The 23,991-nt window shown below is 67.3% G+C and carries 25 protein-coding genes and 1 pseudogene; 10 read left to right on the forward strand and 16 right to left on the reverse strand.

Translation table 11 applies throughout. The features are described from left to right. Positions 1-156 precede the first annotated feature (156 nt). Positions 157-1,068 carry a LysR family transcriptional regulator gene (locus tag BAMB_RS09130; protein WP_006761529.1) on the reverse strand — a complete coding sequence of 304 codons (912 nt, stop codon included), beginning with the start codon at positions 1,066-1,068 and terminating at the stop codon, positions 157-159. 171 nt (positions 1,069-1,239) lie between these two features. Here BAMB_RS09130 and gcl point away from each other — a divergent pair, with 171 nt between their 5' ends. The 4 genes from gcl to lysM all read left to right on the forward strand — a co-directional run bounded on the left by gcl (position 1,240) and on the right by lysM (position 5,775). Further along, positions 1,240-3,015 carry a glyoxylate carboligase gene (gene gcl / locus BAMB_RS09135; RefSeq protein ID WP_011657072.1) on the forward strand — a complete coding sequence of 592 codons (1,776 nt, stop codon included), beginning with the start codon at positions 1,240-1,242 and terminating at the stop codon, positions 3,013-3,015. Between the two features lie 44 nt (positions 3,016-3,059). Further along, the gene (gene hyi / locus BAMB_RS09140; RefSeq protein ID WP_011657073.1) at positions 3,060-3,869 is read left to right on the forward strand and encodes a hydroxypyruvate isomerase; all 810 of its coding nucleotides are present in this window, start codon (positions 3,060-3,062) and stop codon (positions 3,867-3,869) included. A gap of 41 nt (positions 3,870-3,910) precedes the next feature. Then, positions 3,911-4,804 carry a 2-hydroxy-3-oxopropionate reductase gene (locus BAMB_RS09145; protein ID WP_011657074.1) on the forward strand — a complete coding sequence of 298 codons (894 nt, stop codon included), beginning with the start codon at positions 3,911-3,913 and terminating at the stop codon, positions 4,802-4,804. A gap of 500 nt (positions 4,805-5,304) precedes the next feature. Beyond that, positions 5,305-5,775, forward strand: coding sequence for a peptidoglycan-binding protein LysM (gene lysM / locus BAMB_RS09150; RefSeq protein WP_006755060.1), 471 nt, complete (start codon positions 5,305-5,307; stop codon positions 5,773-5,775). Positions 5,776-5,865: 90 nt separating this feature from the next. On the opposite strand, the gene BAMB_RS09155 is transcribed toward lysM, so the two are convergent. Further along, positions 5,866-6,888: an asparaginase gene (locus BAMB_RS09155; protein WP_011657075.1), complete on the reverse strand. Its 1,023-nt coding sequence runs from the start codon at positions 6,886-6,888 to the stop codon at positions 5,866-5,868. Between the two features lie 274 nt (positions 6,889-7,162). Here BAMB_RS09155 and BAMB_RS09160 point away from each other — a divergent pair, with 274 nt between their 5' ends. The 3 genes from BAMB_RS09160 to BAMB_RS09170 all read left to right on the forward strand — a co-directional run bounded on the left by BAMB_RS09160 (position 7,163) and on the right by BAMB_RS09170 (position 9,050). Next, positions 7,163-7,453, forward strand: a complete 291-nt coding sequence (locus tag BAMB_RS09160; RefSeq protein WP_012364040.1) for a PsiF family protein — start codon at positions 7,163-7,165, stop codon at positions 7,451-7,453. 319 nt (positions 7,454-7,772) lie between these two features. Then, positions 7,773-8,231 (forward strand): membrane protein, encoded by a 459-nt coding sequence (locus tag BAMB_RS09165; RefSeq protein WP_011657077.1) that lies wholly within the window; start codon positions 7,773-7,775, stop codon positions 8,229-8,231. Between the two features lie 231 nt (positions 8,232-8,462). Then, entirely contained in the window at positions 8,463-9,050 is a 588-nt protein-coding gene (locus BAMB_RS09170) for a BPSL1445 family SYLF domain-containing lipoprotein (RefSeq protein ID WP_011657078.1), read from the forward strand. A 96-nt stretch (positions 9,051-9,146) separates the two neighbouring features. Here BAMB_RS09170 and BAMB_RS09175 read toward each other — a convergent pair whose 3' ends face one another. From BAMB_RS09175 to mltG, 9 genes are all read right to left on the reverse strand, one after another. Beyond that, positions 9,147-10,211, reverse strand: coding sequence for a glycosyltransferase family 4 protein (locus BAMB_RS09175; protein ID WP_011657079.1), 1,065 nt, complete (start codon positions 10,209-10,211; stop codon positions 9,147-9,149). Between the two features lie 236 nt (positions 10,212-10,447). Further along, positions 10,448-11,623: an AAA family ATPase gene (locus BAMB_RS09180; RefSeq protein WP_011657080.1), complete on the reverse strand. Its 1,176-nt coding sequence runs from the start codon at positions 11,621-11,623 to the stop codon at positions 10,448-10,450. Positions 11,624-11,645: 22 nt separating this feature from the next. After that, positions 11,646-12,818, reverse strand: a complete 1,173-nt coding sequence (locus BAMB_RS09185; protein ID WP_006755342.1) for a mechanosensitive ion channel family protein — start codon at positions 12,816-12,818, stop codon at positions 11,646-11,648. Between the two features lie 96 nt (positions 12,819-12,914). Beyond that, positions 12,915-13,271: a Rap1a/Tai family immunity protein gene (locus tag BAMB_RS09190; protein ID WP_006755340.1), complete on the reverse strand. Its 357-nt coding sequence runs from the start codon at positions 13,269-13,271 to the stop codon at positions 12,915-12,917. A 119-nt stretch (positions 13,272-13,390) separates the two neighbouring features. Continuing rightward, positions 13,391-14,101, reverse strand: a complete 711-nt coding sequence (locus tag BAMB_RS09195) for an ankyrin repeat domain-containing protein (RefSeq protein ID WP_011657081.1) — start codon at positions 14,099-14,101, stop codon at positions 13,391-13,393. Between the two features lie 40 nt (positions 14,102-14,141). After that, complete coding sequence (locus BAMB_RS09200) at positions 14,142-14,924, reverse strand: TatD family hydrolase (RefSeq protein WP_011657082.1); 783 nt, start codon at positions 14,922-14,924, stop codon at positions 14,142-14,144. Positions 14,925-15,003: 79 nt separating this feature from the next. After that, a complete protein-coding gene (locus BAMB_RS09205; RefSeq protein ID WP_011657083.1) occupies positions 15,004-16,032 on the reverse strand; it encodes a DNA polymerase III subunit delta' in 1,029 nt (342 codons plus the stop codon). Between the two features lie 18 nt (positions 16,033-16,050). Continuing rightward, positions 16,051-16,671, reverse strand: coding sequence for a dTMP kinase (gene tmk / locus BAMB_RS09210; protein ID WP_011657084.1), 621 nt, complete (start codon positions 16,669-16,671; stop codon positions 16,051-16,053). Beyond that, positions 16,671-17,690 (reverse strand): endolytic transglycosylase MltG, encoded by a 1,020-nt coding sequence (gene mltG / locus BAMB_RS09215; RefSeq protein ID WP_011657085.1) that lies wholly within the window; start codon positions 17,688-17,690, stop codon positions 16,671-16,673. The genes tmk and mltG overlap by 1 nt, the downstream gene beginning before the upstream one ends. A 77-nt stretch (positions 17,691-17,767) precedes the next feature. Here mltG and ygfZ point away from each other — a divergent pair, with 77 nt between their 5' ends. Both ygfZ and BAMB_RS09225 read left to right on the forward strand, forming a co-directional pair. Next, entirely contained in the window at positions 17,768-18,802 is a 1,035-nt protein-coding gene (gene ygfZ, locus BAMB_RS09220; RefSeq protein WP_011657086.1) for a CAF17-like 4Fe-4S cluster assembly/insertion protein YgfZ, read from the forward strand. A 75-nt stretch (positions 18,803-18,877) separates the two neighbouring features. Then, entirely contained in the window at positions 18,878-19,723 is an 846-nt protein-coding gene (locus tag BAMB_RS09225) for an NRDE family protein (protein ID WP_011657087.1), read from the forward strand. 46 nt (positions 19,724-19,769) lie between these two features. Here the strand turns inward: BAMB_RS09225 and BAMB_RS09230 are convergent, their stop codons facing one another. The 5 genes and pseudogenes from BAMB_RS09230 to BAMB_RS09250 form a co-directional block, all read right to left on the reverse strand. Next, complete coding sequence (locus BAMB_RS09230; RefSeq protein WP_011657088.1) at positions 19,770-20,210, reverse strand: GNAT family N-acetyltransferase; 441 nt, start codon at positions 20,208-20,210, stop codon at positions 19,770-19,772. A 34-nt stretch (positions 20,211-20,244) separates the two neighbouring features. After that, positions 20,245-21,204: an alpha/beta hydrolase gene (locus BAMB_RS09235; protein WP_011657089.1), complete on the reverse strand. Its 960-nt coding sequence runs from the start codon at positions 21,202-21,204 to the stop codon at positions 20,245-20,247. 61 nt (positions 21,205-21,265) lie between these two features. Further along, positions 21,266-21,499, reverse strand: a pseudogene (locus tag BAMB_RS09240) (NADP-dependent oxidoreductase); the annotation flags it as partial. Positions 21,500-21,537: 38 nt separating this feature from the next. After that, a complete protein-coding gene (locus BAMB_RS09245) occupies positions 21,538-22,017 on the reverse strand; it encodes a PaaI family thioesterase (protein WP_011657091.1) in 480 nt (159 codons plus the stop codon). After that, positions 22,014-22,328, reverse strand: a complete 315-nt coding sequence (locus BAMB_RS09250) for a Dabb family protein (protein WP_006753419.1) — start codon at positions 22,326-22,328, stop codon at positions 22,014-22,016. The genes BAMB_RS09245 and BAMB_RS09250 overlap by 4 nt, the downstream gene beginning before the upstream one ends. Before the next feature lie 178 nt (positions 22,329-22,506). Between BAMB_RS09250 and BAMB_RS09255 the strand changes: the two genes are divergently transcribed. Continuing rightward, positions 22,507-23,751, forward strand: coding sequence for a tyrosine-type recombinase/integrase (locus BAMB_RS09255; protein WP_011657092.1), 1,245 nt, complete (start codon positions 22,507-22,509; stop codon positions 23,749-23,751). The last annotated feature ends 240 nt before the right edge of the window (positions 23,752-23,991 follow it).

The following is a 23,991-nucleotide window of genomic DNA, read 5'->3' on the forward strand; positions in this document are numbered from 1 at the left end:
GCGGCCGAAGCCGCGCCCGTCTTGCGTCCGTTCTCGCGTCCGATGCCCGGACAGACCGGCAGCGCGCGCACTCGATCACCTTACCGCCGCTGCATCGAGTTTATTCCCGCATGAAGCCGGTGAAGCGCAGAAAAATGCCCGGACGCGCCGCGCCCGTTACGGCGTGCTGCTCCAGTAGCCGGGCCGCGCATACGCTTCGCGCAGGTAGTCGATGAAGTAGCGCACGCGCGCGGGCACGTAGCGCTGCTGCGGATAGACCGCGAGGATGTCGTAATCCGGCAGCGCGTATTCGTCGAGCACCGTCTCGAGTTCGCCGGTCTCGAGCTGCGCGGCGATTTCCCAGGTCGAGCGCCAGCCGAGCCCGAGGCTCTCCGCCACCCACCGATGCAGCAGCTCGCCGTCGTTGCAATCGAGATTGCCGGTCACCCGCATCGTGACGATCTTGCCGTGGCGCTGGAAATACCAGCCGCGGTTCTGGCCGCCCTGCAGGTTGAATGCCAGACAGTTGTGCTTGAGCAGGTCGTCCAGCGACTTCGGCCGACCGTGGCGACGGAAATACTCGGGCGTGCCGCACACGACGCGCCGGTTCGACGCGAGCTTCACCGCGACGAAGTTCGGATCGACCGAGCCGCCGATCCGGATCGACAGGTCGTAGCCTTCGCGCACCAGATCGACGACGCGATCGGTCAGGTTGAACGACAGCTGCATTTCCGGCTTGTCGACGAGGAAGCCGGGTGCGTGCGGCGCGACGTGCTTGCGGCCGAACGCGGCCGGCGCGGACACGATCAGGTGCCCGCTGACCGCGCGGCGCCCGGCGGCCAGCTCGTTCTCGGCCTGATCCCATTCGGACAGCAGCCCGCGGCAGCGCTCGAGGAACGCGGCGCCCTCCTCGCTGACCACCAGCCGCCGCGTCGAGCGGTACATCAGCTTCACGCCGAGGCGTTTCTCGAGCGCGTCGATGCGCCGCCCGAGCACCACCGGCGACACGCCCTCCTCGAGGGCCGCCGCCGCGAGGCTGCCCGCGTCCGCGACCCGCACGAACGTCTCGATCTGCTTGAAACGATCCATCTCCTGTCTCCGTCCCGGCGTCGACGCCGGCGGGAAGCCCCGTCCGGCCGTCATTCCATACTTTTAGTTTCGAAATAAGCGACTTCGGCTGATCTTATCAAACCTTTCCTGCATCCTTAAAGTGTTCCCAACAGAGCGATTCGCAAGATCCACACATTCAAGGAGACATGCATGGCCAAGATGAGAGCCGTCGACGCAGCCGTACTCGTGCTCGAGAAGGAAGGCATCCAGACCGCGTTCGGCGTGCCGGGCGCAGCGATCAACCCGTTCTATTCCGCGATGCGCAAGTCGGGCGGCATCAGCCACGTGCTGGCCCGCCACGTCGAAGGTGCTTCGCACATGGCCGAAGGCTTCACGCGTGCCGCGCCCGGCAACATCGGCGTGTGCATCGGCACGTCGGGCCCCGCCGGCACCGACATGATCACCGGCCTGTACTCCGCATCGGCCGACTCGATTCCGATCCTCGCGATCACGGGCCAGGCACCGCGTGCCCGCCTGTACAAGGAAGACTTCCAGGCCGTCGACATCGAGTCGATCGCGAAGCCCGTCACCAAGTGGGCCGTCACCGTGCGCGAACCCGCGCTGGTGCCACGCGTGTTCCAGCAGGCGTTCCACCTGATGCGCTCGGGCCGGCCGGGCCCGGTGCTGGTCGACCTGCCGATCGACGTGCAGCTCGCCGAAATCGAATTCGACATCGACACGTATGAACCGCTGCCGGTCTACAAGCCCGCGGCGAGCCGCGCGCAGATCGAGAAGGCGCTCGCGATGCTCAACGACGCGGACAAGCCGCTGATCGTGTCGGGCGGCGGCGTGCTCAACGCGGCGGCCGAAGACTTGCTCGTGCAGTTCGCCGAAACGATCGGCGTGCCGGTGATCCCGACGCTGATGTCGTGGGGCGCGATTCCCGACGACCACCCGCTGATGGCCGGCATGGTCGGCCTGCAGACGTCGCACCGCTACGGCAACGCGACGATGCTCGCGTCCGACTTCGTGCTCGGCATCGGCAACCGCTGGGCGAACCGCCACACCGGCAGCGTCGAGGTTTATACGAAGGGCCGCAAGTTCGTGCACGTCGACATCGAGCCGACGCAGATCGGCCGCGTGTTCGGCCCGGATCTCGGCATCGTGTCCGACGCGAAGGCCGCGCTCGAGCTGTTCGTCGCGGTGGCGCAGGAATGGAAGGCCGCCGGCAAGCTGAAGGATCGCAGCGCGTGGGTGTCCGAGTGCCAGGCGCGCAAGCGCACGCTGCAGCGCAAGACCCACTTCGACAACGTGCCGGTCAAGCCGCAGCGCGTGTACGAAGAGATGAACAAGGTGTTCGGCCGCGATACGTGCTACGTCAGCACGATCGGCCTGTCGCAGATCGCCGCCGCGCAGTTCCTGCACGTGTTCAAGGCACGCAACTGGATCAACTGCGGCCAGGCCGGCCCGCTCGGCTGGACGATCCCCGCCGCGCTCGGCGTGCGCGCGGCCGATCCGACCCGCCCGATCGTCGCGCTGTCCGGCGACTACGACTTCCAGTTCATGATCGAAGAGCTGGCCGCCGGCGCGCAATTCAAGCTGCCGTACGTGCACGTGGTGGTGAACAACTCGTACCTCGGCCTGATCCGCCAGGCCCAGCGCGCGTTCGACATGGACTACTGCGTGCAGCTCGCGTTCGACAACGTCAACGCACCGGAGCTGAACGGTTATGGCGTCGATCACGTGGCGGTGGCAGAAGGCCTCGGCTGCAAGGCGCTGCGCGTGTCCAAGCCGGAAGAGATCGAGCCGGCGCTGAAGCAGGCGCAGGCGCTCGCGCAGGAGTTCAGCGTGCCGGTGGTCGTCGAAGTGATCCTCGAGCGCGTGACGAACATTTCGATGGGCACTGAAATCGATGCGATCAACGAGTTCGAGGAACTCGCCGAGAAGGCCGAGCACGCGCCGACCGCGATCTCGATGCTCGACTGATCCGCACGCCATTTTTTGACTGACCGACCGAAGAGGCTTAGCTCATGCCGAAGTTTGCTGCAAACCTGACCATGCTGTTCAACGAAGTGCCGTTCCTCGATCGCTTCAAGGCGGCCGCGGACGCGGGCTTCGACGCCGTCGAGTTCCTGTTCCCGTATCCGTACGCGAAAGAGGAACTCGCCGAGCGGCTCGAGACGCACCGCCTGCGCCTCGTGCTGCACAACCTGCCCGCCGGCAACTGGGACCAGGGCGAGCGCGGCATCGCGTGCCTGCCCGATCGCGTCGGTGAATTCCAGGAAGGGGTCGGCCGTGCGATCGAGTATGCGAAGGCGCTGAAGGTGCCGCAGTTGAACTGCCTCGTCGGCATCCCGTCGGCGAGCACGGCGCGCGACAAGACCTTCGTCACGATCGTCGACAACCTGCGCTTCGCGGCCGATGCGCTCAAGCGCGAAGGCATCCGCCTGCTGGTGGAGCCGTGCAACAGCTTCGACATCCCGGGCTTCGCGCTGAACCGCTCATCCGAAGGGCTCGACGTGATCCGCGCGGTCGGCTCGGACAACCTGTTCCTGCAGTACGACATCTATCACATGCAGCGCATGGAAGGCGAACTGGCCGCGACCATCGAACGCAACCTCGCGTCGATCGGCCACGTCCAGCTCGCGGACAACCCGGGCCGCAACGAGCCGGGTACGGGCGAGATCAACTACGCGTTCCTGTTCGCGCTGCTCGACCGGCTCGGCTATGCCGGCTACGTCGGCTGCGAATACAAGCCCCGCACCACCACGACGGAAGGCCTCGGCTGGCTGCAAAGCGTCGCCGGCTGCGCACCGGGCTCGGCGCGACGCGCCGCCTGAGATCCGCCCTTCCCACCTACGCCCCTATAGGAGACTTTCACATGGCAACCATCGGATTCATCGGCCTCGGCATCATGGGCGCGCACATGGCGCGCAACCTGCTCAAGGGCGATCATCAGCTCGTCGTGAACGGTGCGTTCCCGGTGCCGGACGACCTGCGCGCGAGCGCGAAGGTCGTCGCGAACTCGACCGAAGTCGCGCAGAACGCGGACATCATCATCTCGATGGTGCCGGATACGCCCGACGTGCGTAACGTGCTGTTCGCCGACGACGGCGTCGCGAAGGGCCTGACGGCCGGCAAGCTCGTGATCGACATGAGTTCGATCTCGCCGCTCGACACGCAGCAATTCGCGAAGCAGATCAATACGCTCGGCTGCGACTACCTCGACGCGCCGGTGTCCGGCGGCGAAGTCGGCGCCCGCGAAGCGACGCTCACGATCATGGTCGGCGGCCCGGAGCAGGCCTTCGAGCGCGCGAAGCCGCTGTTCGAGAAAATGGGCAAGAACATCACGCTCGTCGGCGACAACGGCGCGGGCCAGACCTGCAAGGTCGCGAACCAGATCATCGTCGCGCTGAACATCGAGGCGGTCGGCGAAGCGCTGCTGTTCGCCGCGCGCTCGGGGGCCGATCCGGAGCGCGTGCGCCAGGCGCTGATGGGCGGCTTCGCCGCGTCGCGGATCCTCGAAGTGCATGGCGCGCGCATGACGAAGCGCACGTTCGATCCGGGCTTTCGCATCGAGCTGCATCAGAAGGACCTGAACCTCGCGCTCGACGGCGCACGCAAGCTTGGCCTCGCGCTGCCGCACACGGCGAGCGCGCAGCAACTGTTCAGCGTGTGCGCGTCGCACGGCGGCAAGGCATGGGATCACTCGGCACTCGTGCGTGCGCTCGAGATCATGTCGAACTTCGAAATCGGCCAGACGCCGGCCGCGTAACGCGGATGTAGCGGATGCAGCGGCGCGCGTTTCGCTACAACGGCGAACGCGCGCGGGCGCAGCGCGAGTGCAGCGCGGGCGCTGCGCGACGCATACTCGCGATCCGGCCGCGGCCGGTCGTATCGGTGCGCGAACACGCGCGCATCACGGTGGGGCGCCCCGCCGCGCATCGCTAACCGCGTGCGCGACGGGGCGAAAAACGCCGCTCTGGGCTGAGAGCGGCGTGGTGGGGTCCGCAGCGGCACCCGGCGACGCCGGGGAAGCCTTGGTCGGTCAGACGTCGTCGTCGGGTGTCCGCCTGTCGGATTTCGCGTATTACATTTCTTTACGTTCAGGCGTGCGATTTTTCATGCAATCGTCGCGATGAACGCCTACACTTTCGCCACGCCTTTCGAGAAATCCGCCGCGCCTTGCGCTCACTCCGGTGAGCGCGCTCAGCGCGGTGTTTTTTTCGCCACTTCACGGCGCGTTTTCTTTTCAACCACCTAGGGAGTGCAGCGATGGGTCTTCTTTCGTTTATTAAAGAGGCGGGTGAAAAACTGCTGGGTCACGCTGACGCGCAAGCAGCGGAAGATCCGAATGCGGCGAACCAGACCGCGGCCGATGCGATCAAGAACTACATCAGCACGCAGGGTCTCGATACGTCGAATCTGACCGTCGCGTTCGACGGCGCGTCGCGCACCGTCACGCTGTCGGGCAGCGTCGCCGATCTCGACACGAAGGCGAAGGTCAAGGTCGCGGCCGGCAACGTGCAAGGCGTCGCGGGCGTCAACGACGACGATCTGCAGCCGGACGATCAGGAAGTTCAGTACCATGACGTGAAGCCGGGCGATACGCTGTCGGCGATCGCGAAGGAAGTGTACGGCGACGCGAACAAGTACCCGGCGATCTTCGAGGCGAACAAGCCGATGCTGTCGAGTCCGGACCGGATCTATCCGGGCCAGAAGCTCGTGATTCCGCCGCAGTCCTGAGCAATCGCCCAGCACTGACGCAAAAAAGGCAGGCCATTGGCCTGCCTTTTTTTCATGCGCGCCGCCCGCCGCCCGATCGGCGGCCACCGGTCACAGCGTGTCGAATGCGCGTTGCAGCGCGTCGCGCTCATGAATGCCATTCGCGAGCGCCAACATCAGCAGCACGCGTGCCTTGAACGGGCTCAGCGACCCGGCGCTCACGAAACCGAGCGCATCGTCGTTCGCCGCGCCGTTGCGCATCACGTGCCCCGAGCCGACCCGCGACGCGCGCACCACCGCGACGCCGGCGTTCACCGCATCGACGAGCGCCGCCTGCAGCGTCGCATGGATCGACCCGTTGCCGGTGCCCGCGACGACGAGGCCGCGCACGCCGGCCGCGACGAGCGCATCGACGGCCGTGCGCGTCACGCCCGCATAGCTCGCGACGATTTCGACCGGCGGCCACGCCGCGGCGATCGCCAGTTGCGCATCGCGCGCACGCGTCACGCGGCGCGCGAATTCGACGCGGCCGTCCTGCACCCAGCCGAGCGCGCCCAGTTCCGGCGACTGGAATGCGTCGACCGCATAGGTGCTCGTCTTCACGACGTCGCGCGCGCCGTGAATCCGGTTGTTGAACGCGACGAGCACGCCCTGCCCGCGCGCGGCCGGATGGGCGGCGACCGTCACTGCGTTCAGCAGGTTCAGCGGGCCGTCGGACGACAGCGCGGTGGCCGGCCGCATCGCGGCCGTCAGCACGACCGGCTTGTCGCCGGTCACGACCAGATGCAGCGCGTACGCGGTTTCCTCGAGCGTGTCGGTACCGTGGGTGATCACAAGGCCGTCGATCGCCGGATCGGCCATCAGCGCGTCGATGCGCGCGGCAAGCGTATTCCACAGCGGCAGCGCGAGATCCTTGCTGTCGATGCTGGCGACCTGCTCGGCGGCGATGCGCGCGACCGATGCGAGCGCCGGCACCGCGTCGAGCAGGAAATTGACGCCGAGCGCGCCGGCCTGATAGCCGGCCGTGCTGGCGGCGTCCGGCGCGGCGCCGGCGATCGTGCCGCCGGTGGCGAGTACGGCGATGCGCGGCAGCGCCGCCGCCGACGAAGGGGATGCGGAGTTCGGAGTATTCATGGCCGCGATTGTAATGGCTCGCGGCCGGCATCCGGCAGGATCCGCGTGTACGGCCGGGGCCGACGCACCCGCGTCATGGTTTGTCCCGATCACCGGTGCGCGCACGCACCGTCAACGGCTATGCGGCCGGCCGCGTTATACGAATGCCGTTTTGGTGTTTTCACATTGATTTGCCATAATCGGAGCGCGCGGCGCGATGCGACCCTGTTCCCGTTGCGCCGGGCTTCGTGACGGCGTCGATATAAAGCGCAATTCACCCCATGGGAGTGTCGAAATGAAAATTCAATCGCTCGTAGCCGCAGTGCTTCTCGGCGGCATGCTGGCTTCCCCCGCTTTCGCGGCGAACAGCCAGCAGGACAAGATGAAGGCCTGCAACACCCAGGCCACCGGCAAGACGGGCGACGAACGCAAGGCGTTCATGAAGGAATGCCTGTCGGCCAAGCCCGCGAAGGCAATGACGCAGCAGGAAAAGATGAAGGCCTGCAACACGCAGGCCACCGGCAAGAAAGGCGACGACCGCAAGGCGTTCATGAAGAGCTGCCTGAGCAGCCAGCCGGCCGCCTGAGTTCCGGCGCTCCCGCACGAATGCCGCGCACCGCTTCGGCGGGCGCGGCTTTTTTGTTTTCGTTGCACGCGCATCGACGCGCGCGACGCCGCCCGATGCGCCGGCGCACCGTCCGGCGGCATCGCCACGCCGACGCCGCGATACGTTGCGCCGCCCTCCCGCCCCGCTTTCCGGGCGCGCCGTTCGAATGCCGCCACATGGTGCGGCAATTCGCCGCGATTTCTTCTATGATGGCTGCAACGCGGCCCACCCAAGTACAAGAAGCGCCATCGGGCCGCCCTCGAGACGGACGCGCACGCCGCGTCAAACGGAGGCATGGATGGCATGGAGACAACACCGCTGGTTCCGCCGCTGGCTGATCGTGATCGTGTTCTGGGCCGTGCCCGTCGCGATCGTCGCCGTGCGCGAGATCCGCGAGGAAATGGCGTACAACAAGGCCGACCTGGAACTCGCGCTGACCACCTGGCAGCTCACCGACGCGCAGCAAGCCGCCGGCGCGGCCGCGAAGTGCCACGGGGATCCTGATGCGGCGCGGGCGGCCGGCTGCCCGGCTGACGTGCTGAGCGCCAACGCGGCGCGCCAGCAAGCGGCCCGCGACGAATACGTGGTGCGCCGCAATACGCTCGCCGGTTATCTGTGGCATGCGTTCGTCGGCTATTGGGTCGTACCGGCCGCGTTCCTGTTCGCCTGCGGGGTCGTGATCGCGCTGATCCGCCGTGCGCTGCGCCGCCCGCCGATCAAGCCGCCCGCTCCGCCGGCGCCGCCCGTCACGCATTGACGCGCAGCTTATCCTTTCCTTTTTCCGCTAACCGCCTGCCACCCTTCGGGCGTGCGATGCGTCGCCCCACGCGCGCCGCGCCGTCCGTTGGCGCGCCGCGACATCCCCGGACGATTTGACGCTTTTTCACATCGCAATGAAAAGAGGCTGTAATCCACTGTGATATAACTGCCGACGTGATCCGCTCCCTGAGCGAGACTCACTCCGAACGTCATCCGATGGAGAATAACGATGCAAAAACGGAATCTTGTGCTGAAAGCTGCCGCTGCGCTCATCGTCGGTAGCCTCGCGCTCACCGGTTGCACCACCACCCCGGACAAGCCGGACAACGCCGCGACCAACGCGTCGAAGCGTCAAGCGATCGACTCGAGCGTCGACGCCACGCTGTCGCGCATGTATTCCACGGTCAAGGGTTCGCGTGAGCTCGTCGCGAAGTCGCGCGGCGTGCTGGTGTTCCCGAACGTGCTGCAGGCCGGCCTGATCGTCGGCGGCCAGTCCGGCAACGGCGCGCTGCGCGTCGGCGGCAGCACGGTCGGCTACTACAACACGTCGTCGCTGTCGGTCGGCCTGCAGGCCGGTGCGCAGTCGAAGGCGATCGTGTTCCTGTTCATGACGCAGGAAGCGCTCGACGAATTCCGCGGCTCGGACGGCTGGGCAGCCGGCGCCGGCGCGTCGGTCGCGCTGGTGAAGATGGGCGCGAACGGCGCGGTCGATTCCAACACGGCCACCGCACCGGTCCAGGTCATCGTGCTCACGAACGCGGGCCTGATGGGCGACGTGTCGATCAACGGCACGAAGGTCACGAAGCTCAAGATCTGACGCTGACGCCATGACCGTGCACAGCGTGCGCGGGCCATGCGCAAACGGCGATGTCCTGGCGGGCATCGCCGTTTTTTTATTTGCCCGCGTCGCGCGTCAGGTCGTCGAGTCGATCACCTTGAAGCGCGAGCGCTTCTGTGCGCGAATCAGTGACTGGTAGACATCGACGTACTGCTGCGCCATCCGGCGCGATGTGAAGCGCTGCTCGAAGCGCTGCCGCACGCGCGCGCGCGGCAGCAGGTGCAGCCGGTTCACGGCGGCCACCGCGCTGATTTCATCCTCGACGATGAAACCCGACACGCCCTCGTCGATCACTTCCGGCACCGCGCCGCGATTGAATGCGATTACCGGCGTGCCGCACGACATCGCCTCGATCATCACCAGCCCGAACGGTTCCGGCCAGTCGATCGGAAACAGCAGCGCATGCGCGCCCGACAGGAATTCGGCCTTCTGATGATCGGCGATCTCGCCGATGAATTCGACGTGCGGCAACGCGAAAAGCGGCTTGATCTCGCGGTCGAAGTATTCCTCGTCGGCCGCATCGATCTTCGCGGCGATCCGGATCGGCAGCCCGCACTGGCCGGCGATCCGGATCGCCGTGTCGACGCGCTTCTCCGGCGAGATACGGCCCAGGAACGCGAGATAGCGCGGCTCGACAGGCTGCGGCATGTACATCGTCTCGGGCAGCCCGTGGTAGACGGTCGTGAGCCACTTCGCCTGCGGCAGCGGCTGGCGCTGCGAATTGGAAATCGAGATCACGGGCGCCGTGTTGAACGTGTCGAACACCGGCTGCTGCTCGGGCAGGTCGAGCCGGCCGTGCAGCGTCGTCACGTACGGCGTTTGCTGCCGGTTGAAGACCGAGAACGAGTAGTAGTCCATGTGGAAATGGAGCACGTCGAAGTCCTTCGCGCGGCGCGCGACCGTCTCCATCAGCAGCATGTGCGGGGCGACCCGGTCGCGGATCGACGAATCGAGCCGCAGCGCGCGCGGCCACACGGGTTCGAGCTTCGCCCGGGTCGTCGAATCGCCGCTGGCGAACAGCGTCACATCATGGCCGAGATCGACGAGCGCCTCGGTGATGTAGGACACGACGCGCTCCGTACCGCCGTACAGCTTCGGCGGCACCGATTCGGTCAGCGGGGCGATCTGGGCAATTCTCATGGTCCACGTCTCCTGTGTCCTGTCCGTTGCCGCACGGCCGGCGGGCGTGTGCGCGGTTTGCGCCCCGCCCCGCTTTCATGCGGCGCCGGCCGGCATGGCGCCAGCCGAATATCCCATTATTATTCGCGATCGCCGTACAGGGAACCGTCAGCCTTTCATTTTATGGGTGTTGTTACAGACCGGATACATTCCGCGCGGCGCGCCAGGTCGTTCTCGAACGCACGCCGCCGTGCCGGTCAACGCGACGGCCACTTCCATGCCGGCAGGTCGCGCGTGTCGGCATCGACGAGCGCGGTCGCGCCCAGCTGCTTGTCGAGCACCAGCGATTCGCAGCCGGCCTCGCGCTCGAGCGTCGCGATGAGCGGCGCCGCATGCGACACGACCAGCACCTGCGAACGCCGCGCGGCCTGCGCGATCAGGCGGCCAAGCGCCGGCAGCAGATCGGGATGCAGGCTCGTCTCCGGTTCGTTCAGCACCATCAGCGCCGGCGGCCGCGGCGTCAGCAGCGCGGCCGCGAGCAGCAGGTAGCGCAGCGTGCCGTCGGACAGTTCGGCGGCGGCGAGCGGCCGCAACAGCCCCGGCTGGCGCATCAGCACGTCGAAGCGGCCGCGGCCGCCCGGATTGTCGATCTCGACCGACGCGCCGGGAAACGCGTCGTCGATCGCCGCATCGAGTGCCGCGCCGTCGCCGATTTCGCGAATCGTCTGCAGCGCGGCGGCCAGATCGGCGCCGTCGTCCGCCAGCACCGGCGTATGGGTGCCGATATGCGACTGCCGGGCCGGCGCCTGCGCGTCGGTCCGGAAATGGTCGTAGAAGCGCCACGAGCGGATCCGCTCGCGCACCGCGATCATCTCCGGCGCGCCGGTCGGATCGGCGAACTCGGTCATCATGCTGTCGAAGCTCGCGACCGGCTGCGGAATCGTCCGCCAGTCGCCCGACGCGGTGCGCGTGCGGATCTGCGCACCCTGCCGGTCGACCAGCAGCGTCGACGGGCGCGGCAGCGCGCCGCCCCAGATGCATTCGCGCTTGACCACCGGATCGAGCGCGAACTGCGAACGGCTCGGCACCGGCAGGCCGAGATCGATCGCATAGCCGAAATCGTCGCACGCGAAGCCGAGCCTCAGGCTCACGGGGCCCGTGCGCACCGTGCCCGTCACCGGCACGTCGCCGGCCAGCATCGCGCGCGAGAAGCGCTCGGGGCCGGCCCACAGCGTCGACGGCAATCCGCCCTCGCGCGCGAGCGACGGGATCACGCGGCCTTGCGCGGTGTCGGCGAGCAGGCGCAGCGCGCGGTACACGCTCGACTTGCCGCTGCCGTTCGGCCCGGTGACGACGTTGAGCGCCGCGAGCGGCACGATCAGCTCACGCAGCGAGCGGTAATTGGCGATGGCAAGCGTGTTCAGCGCGGTCATGGTGACGGAGGGCGGGCCACGTTCAGCGGCCGTCGACGGCCTGCGGATCGGCGGCGGTGTTGGCCGCCGTGCTGGCGGCGGGCTGGCGCGCATGCGGGCGAACGGGATTCGGCGCGTCCGGTGCGGAATCGTGCGGATACAGCTCCATCCGGCTGCGCGGCAGGCATTGCGGAAAACGCGCCTGCAGGTACGCGATCAACCCTTCGCGCACGCGGCAGCGCAGGTCCCAGCACGACGACGAATCGACGGCGCTGACGAGCGCGCGCAACTGCATCGCGCGCTCGGTCGCGTCGGTCACCTGCAGTACCTGGACGCGCCCGTCCCACTCGGGGGCCGCATGAACCAGCCGCGCGAGCTCCTCGCGCAGCGGCGCGAGCGGCGTGCGGTAGTCGACCGACAGGTACACCGTGCCGATGATTTCCGCGCTGCTGCGCGTCCAGTTCGTGAACGGATTCTCGATGATCCACTGCAGCGGCACGACGAGGCGCCGCTGGTCCCACAGCCGCACCGACACGAACGAACCGGTGATTTCCTCGATGCGCCCCCACTCGCCCTGGATCACGACGACGTCGTCGAGCCGGATCGGCTGCGTGAGCGCGATCTGCAGCCCGGCGATCAGGTTGCCGAGCACCGGCCGCGCGGCGATACCGGCGACCAGGCCCGCGACGCCGGCCGACGCCAGCAGGCTCGCGCCGATCTGGCGCACGTTCGGGAACGTCATCAACGCGGCGCCCGTGCCGATGATCACGATCAGCACCATGACGGTCCGCACGAGCACCTTGGCCTGTGTGTGGACGCGCCGCGCGTGGAGGTTGTCGGCCGTATCCATCGGATGGGCCTGGATGATCGCGTCGCCGACGCCGGCCGCGAGCCGCACCAGCAGCCAGGTCAGCGACACGATCGAGCCGACCGCGGCCGCGGTGCGCATGCCGCGCACGAACGACATGCTCTCGTCCGCCTGGAGCCACACGAATTCGAGCGCGAGCAACGCGAGCGTGACGAGCGACGGTTTGTCGATGTAGCGCAGGATCACGCTCATCAGCGGATACGGCTGCGCGATGCGCTTGACGATGCGTGCGCCGAGACGATGCACGATCAACACGACAAGCACGACGATGACCGACACGATCAGCGTGCCGAGCCATGAATGCAACGGCGCATCGGCGATGCGCTGCAGTTCCTCGATTGAAATCATCGGCGCCCGGGATGCTTCGGTTATGAGGCGCGGCGGCCTCGTCCTGGATGCGTCGGCGACGTCCGGGCCGCATGCGCGCCCGGATCCGGCGTCAGATCAACTGCCGCCCCTGCAGGGGAACGCCTTGCCGAGGCCGAGCGACACCGCGGTGCTTGCGTTGTAGTCGGCCAGCTTCGGGTTCTCCGCGATGTACTTGCGCACCGCGTCGGTCATTTGCTGCGCCCGGATGTCGGGCGGCAGGCAGAAATACTGCCCGACGCGCGGCCCGGTGGTGCCGCCGATCGCGTCGATGGTGTTGTAGACGCCATCGGCGGCGCCTTCGATGTAGGCCGCGCACGACGCCCGCGACTTGACGTCCGTCTTCGCGCACAGCCGGTCGAGATCCGCGCCCGTGAAAGCCGCCGCCGACAACGGCACGGCAAACGCCGCGGCACAAAACATAGCCCGCAACATGGTGTTCCTTATGTCAATGCGGCCCCAGGCCGCTCACTGCACTGACCGGCGCGACGGCCGCGCACCCGCTGCCGGCCGGATGCCGGCCGGGCGGGCGCTTAGCCGCCGCGCCGAAACCGTCATTTTGCACTCTTTTGGGCATCGGCCGGCGCCGATGCGCCGACGCGCACCGTCCGCTTGCTCAGGATGTCGATCGCGTCCGGCGCCTTGTAGTGCTTCGCGAACTCGAGCGCGGTGATGCCGAGCTGGTTCTTCACCTGCGGATCGGCGCCCTGGTCGAGCAGCAGATTGACCGTCGTCGCATGGTTGCCGCGCGCGGCCATCATCAGCGGCGTCGTGCCGTTCGGCGACGCCGTGTCGATATATGCATCGTGGTCGAGCAGGATCTTGACGACCGCGTCCTGGCCGTTGGTGGCCGCGTAGTGCAGCGGCGCCCAGCCCTTCTTGCTGACTTCCGCGCCCTTGTCGATCAGCAGCTTGACGAGGCCGACATCACCGTTCAGCGACGCGAGCATCAGCGCGTTCTCGCCGGCCTTGTCTTCCTTCTCGAGGTCGACGTTCGGCGTCGTCGCGATCGCGGCGGCGACCTTGTCGGATTTCTCGCGCGCGGCGATCACGAGGATCGGGTCGCCGTTCGGCGCGAGCGTGTTCGGATCGAGCTTGCCGCTCTTCAGCTGCTTGCCGATGTCGTCGATGTCGTCGAACTTGACCGCCTTGACGATCGCGTCGAGCGACTCGGCATGCGCGCCGGCGACGGCAAACAGGCCGCTCGCGACGAGCGCGGCGGTGACGAGGGCGCGCTTGGGCAGGTATGTGGTCGGCTTCATCATTGTTGTGGGCTCCTTCCCTGGGTTGTCGGCTGGCCGCGCGTCATGAGCGGGCGATCTTGAACAGCCGGAAAAAGTTCTGCGTCGTCGCATCGGCCAGCGCCTCGACGGCGATCCCGCGCTCGGATGCGATAAAACGTCCGACATGGCTGACGTACGCAGGTTCATTCGGCTTGCCGCGATACGGCACCGGCGCGAGGTACGGCGAGTCGGTTTCGATCAGCAGCCGCTCGAGCGGCACGCGCCGCGCGACGTCCTGCACGTCGGTCGCATTCTTGAACGTGACGATGCCCGACAGCGAGATATGGAAGTTCTGCGCGAGCGCCTGCTCGGCGACGGGCCACGGCTCGGTGAAGCAGTGCATCACGCCGCCCGGCACGTCCGCGTGCTCCTCGGCCATGATCCGCAGCGTGTCTTCCGACGACGCGCGCGTATGGATGATCAGCGGCTTCATCGTCGCGGTCGCCGCGCGGATATGCGTGCGAAAGCGTTCGCGCTGCCACTCCATGTCGGCGATCGAGCGGCCTTCGAGGCGGTAGTAGTCGAGGCCCGTCTCGCCGATCGCGACGACCTTCGGGTGCGCGGCGAGCTCGATCAGTTCCGCGAGCGTCGGCTCGCGTGCGTCCTCGTGATCGGGATGCACGCCGACCGACGCATAGACGTTGTCGTGCGCCTGCGCGATCGCGAGCACGTCGGGCAGCGTCTCGAAGTCGACCGACACGCACAGCGCGTGCGTGACGTCGTGCTCGCGCATGTTCTCCAGCACGGCCGGCAGGCGGTCGGCGAGACCCTTGAAATTGATGTGGCAGTGAGAATCGACGAACATGGTGTTTCCTGAATACGTAAGACGGGCGCTCAGGCGCTCGCCGGCAATCGTTTCCCCACCCGAAGGAAACAATACGCGCTCACGCGAACATTTCCCGATAACCGAGAAACAGTTCCTCGAAGACGAGCCGGGCGTTGAGCGGATGGTTCTCGACCGTCCGCTGGCGCGTCACGGCCTTCATGAAGCGCGCGAACGCGTTCGCGTCGACCGCCTCCGCGCAACGCGCGAGCGCGGTCGCCTGCATCGGGAAGTAGCGCGGCGTGCCCGCCATGCGCTGCGCGAGCAGATCGTACAGCCAGCGCTGCAGCCAGCCGAGCACCAGCGGCACCGGCAGCTTCTGCAGCGTCTCGCCGCACGCGAACGGATCGCACGCGGCGCCGGCCGCGAGCTGGCCGAGCGTGAAATCGCGCAGCGGGCGGTTCTCGTCGCTCGCGAGCGCCAATGCGGCGAGCGGCGCGCCGCCCGCTTCGGCGAGCAGCGCACGCGCGTCGTCGACGCCGCGCGCCTCGAGCCATGCGGCGGCCGCGTCGGGCGCCGGCACGGTCATCGGCCACTGCCGGCAGCGGCTGATGATGGTCGGCAGCAACCGGTCGATGCGCGCCGACACCAGCAGGAACACGACGCCCGACGGCGGCTCCTCGAGTGTCTTCAGCAGCGCGTTCGACGCGGCGACGTTCAGCGCCTCGGCCGGATACAGCACGACCACGCGCGCGCCGCCGCGGTGCGAGCCGACCCCGCAGAAATCGAGCAACGCACGCACCTGCTCGATCTTGATCTCCTTGCTCGGCGCGCGCGTCTTCTTGCCGCCTTCATCGGCGTCGGCAGCCTTCGCGTCGTCGACCGCGCCCGGCGCTTCGCCCGCGAGCACCTCGGGCAGCACGATCCGGTAGTCCGGATGGTTGCCCTGCGCGAACCACGTGCAGGCCGCGCAGCTGCCGCACGGCTCGCCGTTCGGCTGCGGCGCTTCGCACAGGAAGCCCTGCGCGAGATGCTGCGCGAACTGCAGCTTGCCGATTCCGGCCTGGCCGTGCAGCAGCAGCGCATGCGGCCATTGCGGGCGCAGTTGCTGCAGGCGGTTCCAGTCGTCGGTCTGCCACGGATAGATCATGTGGTGCGTTCCTTCGGGTTACAGCGCGGCGAGCACGCGTTCGAGCTGCTGGCGGATCTCGGGAATCGACTGCGTCGCGTCGACGATCGCGAAGCGGTGCGGCGCCTCTTCCGCGCGCCGCAGGTATTCGCCGCGGGTGCGCGAGAAAAACGCATCCGACTCGCTTTCGAACTTATCGGGCATGCGCACGGCGCCGCGGCGCTCGCTCGCCACCTGCGGCGCGACGTCGAACAGCACCGTCAGGTCGGGTTGGAAGCCGCCCTGCACCCAGCGCTCGAGCGTCTCGAGCTTGTCGCGCGGCAACCCGCGGCCGCCGCCCTGGTACGCGAACGTCGCGTCGGTGAAGCGATCGGACACGACCCAGTCGCCGCGCGCGAGCGCGGGCTCGATCACGAGCGCGAGGTGCTCGCGCCGGGCCGCGAACATCAGCAGTGCTTCGGTCTCCAGATCCATCGGCTGGTTCAGCAGGATCTCGCGCAGCTTCTCGCCGAGCTGCGTGCCGCCCGGCTCGCGGGTAACGACGACCTGCCGGCCGCCCGCGGCCAGCTTCGCCTGGAGTCGTTCGCAGAACCATTGCAGGTGGGTGGTCTTCCCCGCCCCGTCGATGCCTTCGAACGTGATGAATTTACCGCTCGCCATTATTGACCTCGTATGTACTTGTCCACGGCCTTGTTGTGATCGCCGAGCGTATCCGAGAACACGCTCGTGCCGTCGCCCTTCGCAACGAAATAGAGCGCGCCCGTCTGGGCCGGATTGATCGCCGCCTGCAGCGAGGCGACGCCCGGCAGGGCGATCGGCGTCGGCGGCAGCCCGCGGCGCGTATAGGTATTGTAAGGAGTGTCGGCCTGCAGGTCGCGCTTGCGCAGGCGGCCGTCGTACGCGTCGCCGAGGCCGTAGATCACCGACGGATCGGTCTGCAGCGGCATCCCGATGCGCAGCCGGTTCGCGAACACCGCCGCGACGAACGTGCGGTCAGCCGCGTGGCCCGTTTCCTTTTCGACGATCGACGCGATCGTCAGCGCTTCGTAAGGCGTCTTGTACGGCAGCCCCGGCGCGCGCGCGGCCCATGCTTCGTCGAGACGCGTCTGCATCAGGTGGTACGCGCGCCGGTAGATGTTCAGGTCGCTCGTGCCCTTGTCGAACAGGTAGGTGTCGGGGAAGAACAGCCCCTCGCCGCTGCCGCGCTGGATCGCGGCGTCCGGCGCCCCGATCGCGCGCAGCAGCTCGGCATCGCTCATGCCGGCCGTGGCGTGCGCGAGATCGGGATTGCCGTCGAGCTCCGCGCGCATCCGCTTGAAGGTCCAGCCCTCGATCACGGTCGCGACGTACTCGTTCACGTCGCCGCGCGCGATCTTCTGCAGGACGTCGTACGGCGTGATGCCGGTCTTGAATTCGTAGTTGCCGGACTTGAGCCGGCTCGACAGCCCGAGCACGCGCGTCATCGCGACGAAGCCGAGCGGCTCGACCGGCACGCCGCCGCGCTTGAGCTGCAGCGCGACGCTCTTCACGCTGCTGCGCGGCTTGATCGTGACGTCGAGCGATGCCGAGCCCAGCAACAACGGCCGGGTCGCCCAGTAATACCCGCCGCCCGCGCCGGCAGCGGCCACAACGACGGCCAGCGCCACGAGCGTCGCGGCGCATTTCTTCAGTAGGGACATGGAAACGTGACTCAGGTAAGACCCATATAATACTTGCTCGCCTCCGTCAAAGTCAGGGTTGACTGTTCCCTCATTCCATGAGCACACCGTCCGCTTCACCGGCTGCCCAGGCCGCAACTGCCTCGCTCCCCGTTTTCCCCCGCCCGTCCGCTGCCGATTTCGACGCACCGGGCGCCTGCATGCCGCTCCCGCAGTTCGGCGTGATCGACGTGGCCGGCGACGACGCCGCGACGTTCCTGCACAGCCAGCTCACCAACGACATCGAGCATCTCGATGCCGCGAGTGCGCGCCTGTCCGGCTATTGCTCGGCGAAGGGCCGCCTGCTCGCGTCGTTCCTCGCCTGGCGCGCCGGTCACGGCGTGCAGCTGCTGGTCTCGAAGGACGTCCAGGCCGCCGTTCAGAAACGCTTGTCCATGTTCGTGCTGCGCGCGAAGGCGAAACTGACGGACGCGAGCGACACGCTCGCGGTGGTCGGCTTCGCGGGCGACGTGCGCGAGGCGCTGTCGGGCATCTTCGACGCGCTGCCGGACGGCATGCACGTGAAAGTCGACGGCCCGGCCGGGGCGCTGATCCGCGTGCCGGACGCGGCAGGCCGCAAGCGCTATCTGTGGATCGGGCCGCGCGCGGAAGTCGACGCGCGCCTCGCCGCGCTCGGCGGCAAGCTGCCGGTCGTGTCGCCGGCCGTATGGGACTGGCTCGACGTGCGCGCGGGCGAGCCGCGCATCACGCAACCGGCCGTCGAACAGTTCGTCCCGCAGATGGTCAACTTCGACGTGATCGGCGCCGTTAACTTCAGGAAGGGGTGCTACCCGGGCCAGGAAGTCGTCGCGCGCAGCCAGTACCGCGGCACGATCAAGCGCCGCACCGCGCTCGCGCATGTCGCCGGCGAGACCGACACCGTGCATGCCGGCGTCGAGCTGTTCCACAGCGACGACCCCGGCCAGCCGTGCGGAATGATCGTCAATGCGGCCGCCGCACCCGCGGGCGGCGTCGATGCGCTCGTCGAGATCAAGCTGGCCGCGCTCGACAGCGGCACGGTGCACCTCGGTGCGGCCGACGGCCCGACGCTCGCGTTCGACGCGCTCCCGTACGCATGGCCGACGGAAGCGTGACGCACTGACAACCTATTGCACGCCGGTTCGCACGTTGCGGCCGGCGCGCGATGTTTCCTGCGAGAGATTCGCCCGATGTGCCTGATTGCCTTCGACTGGCAGCCTGATGCCGCCGCCGGTCCTGTCTTTACCCTCATCGCCAATCGCGACGAATTCTTTCGCCGTACGAGTGCGCCGCTGTCGTGGTGGGAGGACGTGCCGGGCGTGCTGGCCGGCCGCGATCTCGAAGCGGGCGGCACGTGGCTCGGCGTGTCCCGCGACGGCCGCTTCGCGGCGCTGACCAATTACCGCGCGCCGTTCGACATTCGCGCGGGCGCACCAACCCGCGGCAAGCTCGTATCCGATTTCCTCGGCGGCCCGCCGGTCGCGCCGCTCGATTATCTCGGCGCGCTGGCCGAGCACTCGGCCGTGTACAACGGCTTCAACCTGCTGGTCGGCGACTGGAAGCGGCGCGAACTCGCGTGGTTCTGCAACCGCGCGGCCGAAGGCGAAACCGCTGTCGCGCCGCCGGTCGCGGTCAGCGCCGGCGTGCATGCGCTGTCGAACGCGCGGCTCGATACGCCCTGGCCGAAAATCGTGCGCAAGCGCGCGGAACTCGGCACGCTGCTCACCGACAACCCGACCCCGTCGCTCGACGAACTGATCGAGCTGATGCGCGATCCGCGCGTCGCGGACGACGACGCGCTGCCGCACACGGGCATTCCGATCGAGCGCGAGCGTGCACTGTCGGCCGCGTTCATCGAGACGCCCGAATACGGTACGCGCGGCACGACCGCGCTGCGCGTGACGATGAAGGAAGGCGTGCGGCTGACGGTCGACATCAAGGAACGCTGCGACGACGACGGCTCGCACCGCACCGTTCGACCAGGCACGTTCGAGCGCGCGTTCACGTTCGACATCGACGCGACGCAGCCGCGCTGAGCCTGTGCGAGCGGCGCCCGGAGCCTGTTCATACGAATAGCGTGCTCTAGGGCGCGCGCGCCATCTCGACGTGCGGCACGCCCACTTCGACAAACCGGTCGCCGATCGTCGTGAAACCGTGCCGTACGTAGAACGCGACCGCGGCATCCTGCGCGTAGAGCCGCACGACCGGTTCGCCGCGATGCCGTGCCGCGTCCAGCAGCGCGTGCAGCACGGCCGATCCGGCACCCTGCCCGCGCGCATCGGCCAGCACCGCGACGCGGCCGATCGTGCCGGACCGCAGCAGCCGTCCGGTCCCGACCGCGCGGCGGGTGCCGGTCGCCGCATCGACCCGGTAGGCAACCGCGTGCAGCGACAGCGGATCCTCGTCGTCGAGCTCCCATTCCGGCGGAATGCGCTGCTCGCGCACGAACACCGCATCGCGAATGCGGGCGGCATCGCCGCCCAGCACCGTCCAGTCGCCCGTTTCCACCCAGTCCTCGGTCATCGCTTCCTCCGCGCGGCGTCGAGCGCCGCCGCCGTCAAACGTCGTCGAATGCCGCCTTGAGCGCCGCCACCGCGTCGGCATGCGCGGCCCGCACCTCGGGTACGTAGCCGCCCATCTTGAAGAACTCGTGGATCATCCCCGGATAGCAGACCAGCGTGACCGAATTGCCGGCCGCGCGCAGTTTGTCTGCATACGCGGCGCCCTCGTCGTGCAGCGGATCGTATTCGGCCGTCGCGATCCAGGCCGGTGCGACGCCGGCGAACGACGGCGCACCGCGCTTGCCGTCGAGCGGCGCGAACCGCCAGTCGTCGCGATCGGACCGATCGCGCACGTATTGCGTGAAGAACCACTGGATCGTGTCCTGCGTCAGCAAGTAGCCGTTCGCGAGCCGCGCGTGCGATCCGGTGTCCTGGTAGCCCGTCACGCCCGGATAGATCAGCATCTGCAGCGCAAGGTCGATGCCCGCGTCGCGCGCAAGCACCGCGCAGACCGTCGCGAGCGTGCCGCCCGCGCTGTCGCCGCCGAGCGCGAGCCGCGTCGCGTCGATGCCGAATGCGGCGGCTTCGCGATGCAGCCAGCGCAATGCGTCGTCCGCGTCGTTCACCGCGGTCGGGAACCGGTGTTCGGGCGCGAGCCGGTAGTCGACCGACAGCACCGCGCACTGCGCGTCGCGCGCGAACATCCGGCACAGCGCGTCGTGCGTGTCGACGCTGCCGACCGTGAAGCCGCCGCCGTGGTAATAGACCAGCGCCGGCAGCGGTTCGGCGAGGCTCGGCTCGACCGGCAGGTACAGCCGCGCGCCGATCGAGCGGCCGTCGCGCGTCGGCACGACGCAGGCCTCGACCGAATGCATCGGCGCGGGTGCGACGTCGAGGATCGGCGCGCTCTTCTCGTACGCGGCGCGCGCCTGCTGCGGCGTCTGGTGGTGATAGGACGGACGTTTCGCGCGCTCGACCATGTCGAGCACCTGGGCGATCTTCGGATTCAGCGGCATCGGTGAGGACGGCGCGTGCGGCGCCGTGAACGAACAAGCGTCACATGATGCCACGCGCGGGTCAGACGAGCTGCACCAGCTGCTTGCCGAAATTGCGGCCCTTCAGGAGCCCCAGGAACGCATCCGGCGCCCGCTCGAGCCCGTGTGCGATCGACTCGCGGTAATGCAGCTGCTTCGTCGCGACGAGTTCGCTCAGCTCGGCCAGCGCGGGCGGCCACGCGTCCGGATGCTCGAACACGATGAAACCCTGCATCGTCAGCCGCGAGCGCAGGATCAGGGCCGCAAAACAAAACGGCCCTGCCTTCGATCAGGCAGGGCCGCTCGTTGCGGCGCTTACGCGTCGCTCGGGCCGGGCTGCGCATCCGGCGCCGTGCGCGTGCGTTGCCGCTTGATGTCGCGGCCCACCGCGAGCCGCCGCATGTACTTGAACGTGCCGAGCGCCTTCGCGACGAAGTTGCCGTCGCTGTCGCGCACTTCGCCTTCGCAGTACGCCATCGTCGTCGAACGATGCATCACGCGTCCGTACGCGCGCAGCTCGCCGCGCCCCGGCTGCATGAAGTTCACCTTCATCTCGACCGTGACGACGCCGACGCCGTCGTCGGTCAGGCTGCGCGCGGCCATCGCGAGCGCGATGTCCGACAGCGTCATCGTCACGCCGCCGTGCGCGATGCTCCACGTGTTCATGTGCCGCTCGTCGAGCGGCAGCACGATCTCGCTCGCGCCGTCCTTCGCGGACACGAGCCGCACGCCGAGCAGATCGACGAACGGGCTTTCGATCGACGGGCCGTCCGTCAGGGATGCCGCGTCGCTCATCGTGCGCTTTCGGAGAAATAGTCGACGCACTGGCGCGATTCGGCCACCGCAACGACGAATTTTTTCACTTCCTGGTGAACCGGGTGCACCTGGTACGCATCGAGCGCGGCCTGGTCCGTGAAATCGGACACGAGCACGACGTCCGACGTCGCGTCGAGGCCGGGCGTCGCCACGCCGACGTCGAGCTGCAGGATGCCCGGCACGAGATCGCGGCAGCCTTCGAGCTTTTCCTTCAGCTTCAGCGCGTTCTGCGCACGCGTGCCGCCTTCCGCCGATTCCTTCAACTTCCACATGACGATATGTCTGATCACTTCGTTCGCTCCAGTTCGTGTTGGTTCGGGAATTTTCCGCAAGCCCTTACCAGTTGGGCGCTCTACGCCCTTCCATTGTTCACTTACGTTCGCCGGAAATCGTGTCCAGTCGAGAAAAAGGGGGGTACAAAAGGGGGTATCATTTCGACCATCCAGAGACGATACCCCCTTTTTCACCGTGCCACTTACCGACATCAAGATCCGACAAGCGAAGGCAGGCAACAAGCCTACCAAACTTACCGACGGCAATGGACTGTATCTGTTGGTGAAGCCGTCCGGCTCCAAGCTTTGGCGATACAAGTACCGAATTGCCGGGAAGGAAAATGTCTTCGCGATCGGCGAGTATCCCACCACCAGCCTTCAAGCCGCGCGCGTAGCACGCGACGATGCGCGTGAGCTTGTCAAAAAGGGGCTACACCCATCCCATGCACGACAGGAGGTCCTGTCTGCGCGCATTAACGAAGGCAAAGCCACTTTTCGTGCCGTCAGCGACGAGTGGCTGGAGAAGAAGCGCAAGACGTGGACGGAGCGGCACTTCGGCGAGATTCTGCGCATGCTCGAAGCAGACGCATACCCGTACATCGGGAACCGCCCGATGCGCTCTATTACCGCCCACGATGTGCTTGCGCTGATGCGCCGGGTCGAAAAGCGCGGCTCCCCTTCCGTAGCGATCAAACTACGTCAGTACGTGTCCAACGTGTTCCAGTACGCGGTGATCACGCTTCGGGCCGATACCGATCCAGCCTCGGTGTTGCGCGGAGCAGTTCTCAAGCCGCCGACCGAGCATGCTCGGCCGCTAAGCCGTGAAGAACTGAAGGCGCTGTTTCGGCAATTGCCCCTGTACAAGAGCAAGAGAACCACGATTGCGATCCGCCTGCTGATGATGCTGTTTCCGAGAACGGTTGAGCTTTGTCGAGCGCGCTGGGAGGAAATCGATCTGGCCGCCGCTGAGTGGCGAGTCCCGCCGGAGAAGATCAAATCGCGACGGCTGCACATCGTTCCGCTTCCCACGCAGGCGATCAGTCTGCTGCGCGAGTTGCAGGAGATCCACGGCAATCGCGGATATATCCTGCCGATCCTTCATAGCAATCGAAAACGGCCCCACATGAGTCGAGCAACAATCAATCGGGCGCTCGACTCCATGATGCCGAACAACCCCGAACCGATAACGGGCCATGACTTCCGAGCAACCGCGTCGACGAACCTCCACGAGATGGGCTGGAAGGATGAAGTCGTTGAAATGCAGCTATCGCACAAGGACAAAGACAGAACCCGCTCAACGTACAATCACGCAAAGTATCTTCCAGAGCGACGAGAAATGATGCAGTCATGGGCCGATTGGCTCAGCGACGTCGAGAATGACGCGCTCACCGACGCGTCGGCGGCAAGCACCGTCACGCCTGACCAACGACGTGAAGAATGATCTCCGCCTTTGGACTCGGCCTTCTACCCCGCCCGCCCGGATAGTCCGCTACTGGCGACCGAGGGCCAGCATGGGGCGACACGTCATCGAGCGGCCGCACGCCCTCGGAGCAACGTCTTCGCAAGCGCTATCGATTGGGGCCGCTCGTAGTACCATTCTCCGAAACCGCACCCGGCAACGGGCGCAAAGTCAACGAGACCATCAATTTTCACAATGACAAAAACAACTCGCATACCGCTT

Source organism: Burkholderia ambifaria AMMD, from assembly GCF_000203915.1.
Taxonomy (GTDB): domain Bacteria; phylum Pseudomonadota; class Gammaproteobacteria; order Burkholderiales; family Burkholderiaceae; genus Burkholderia; species Burkholderia ambifaria.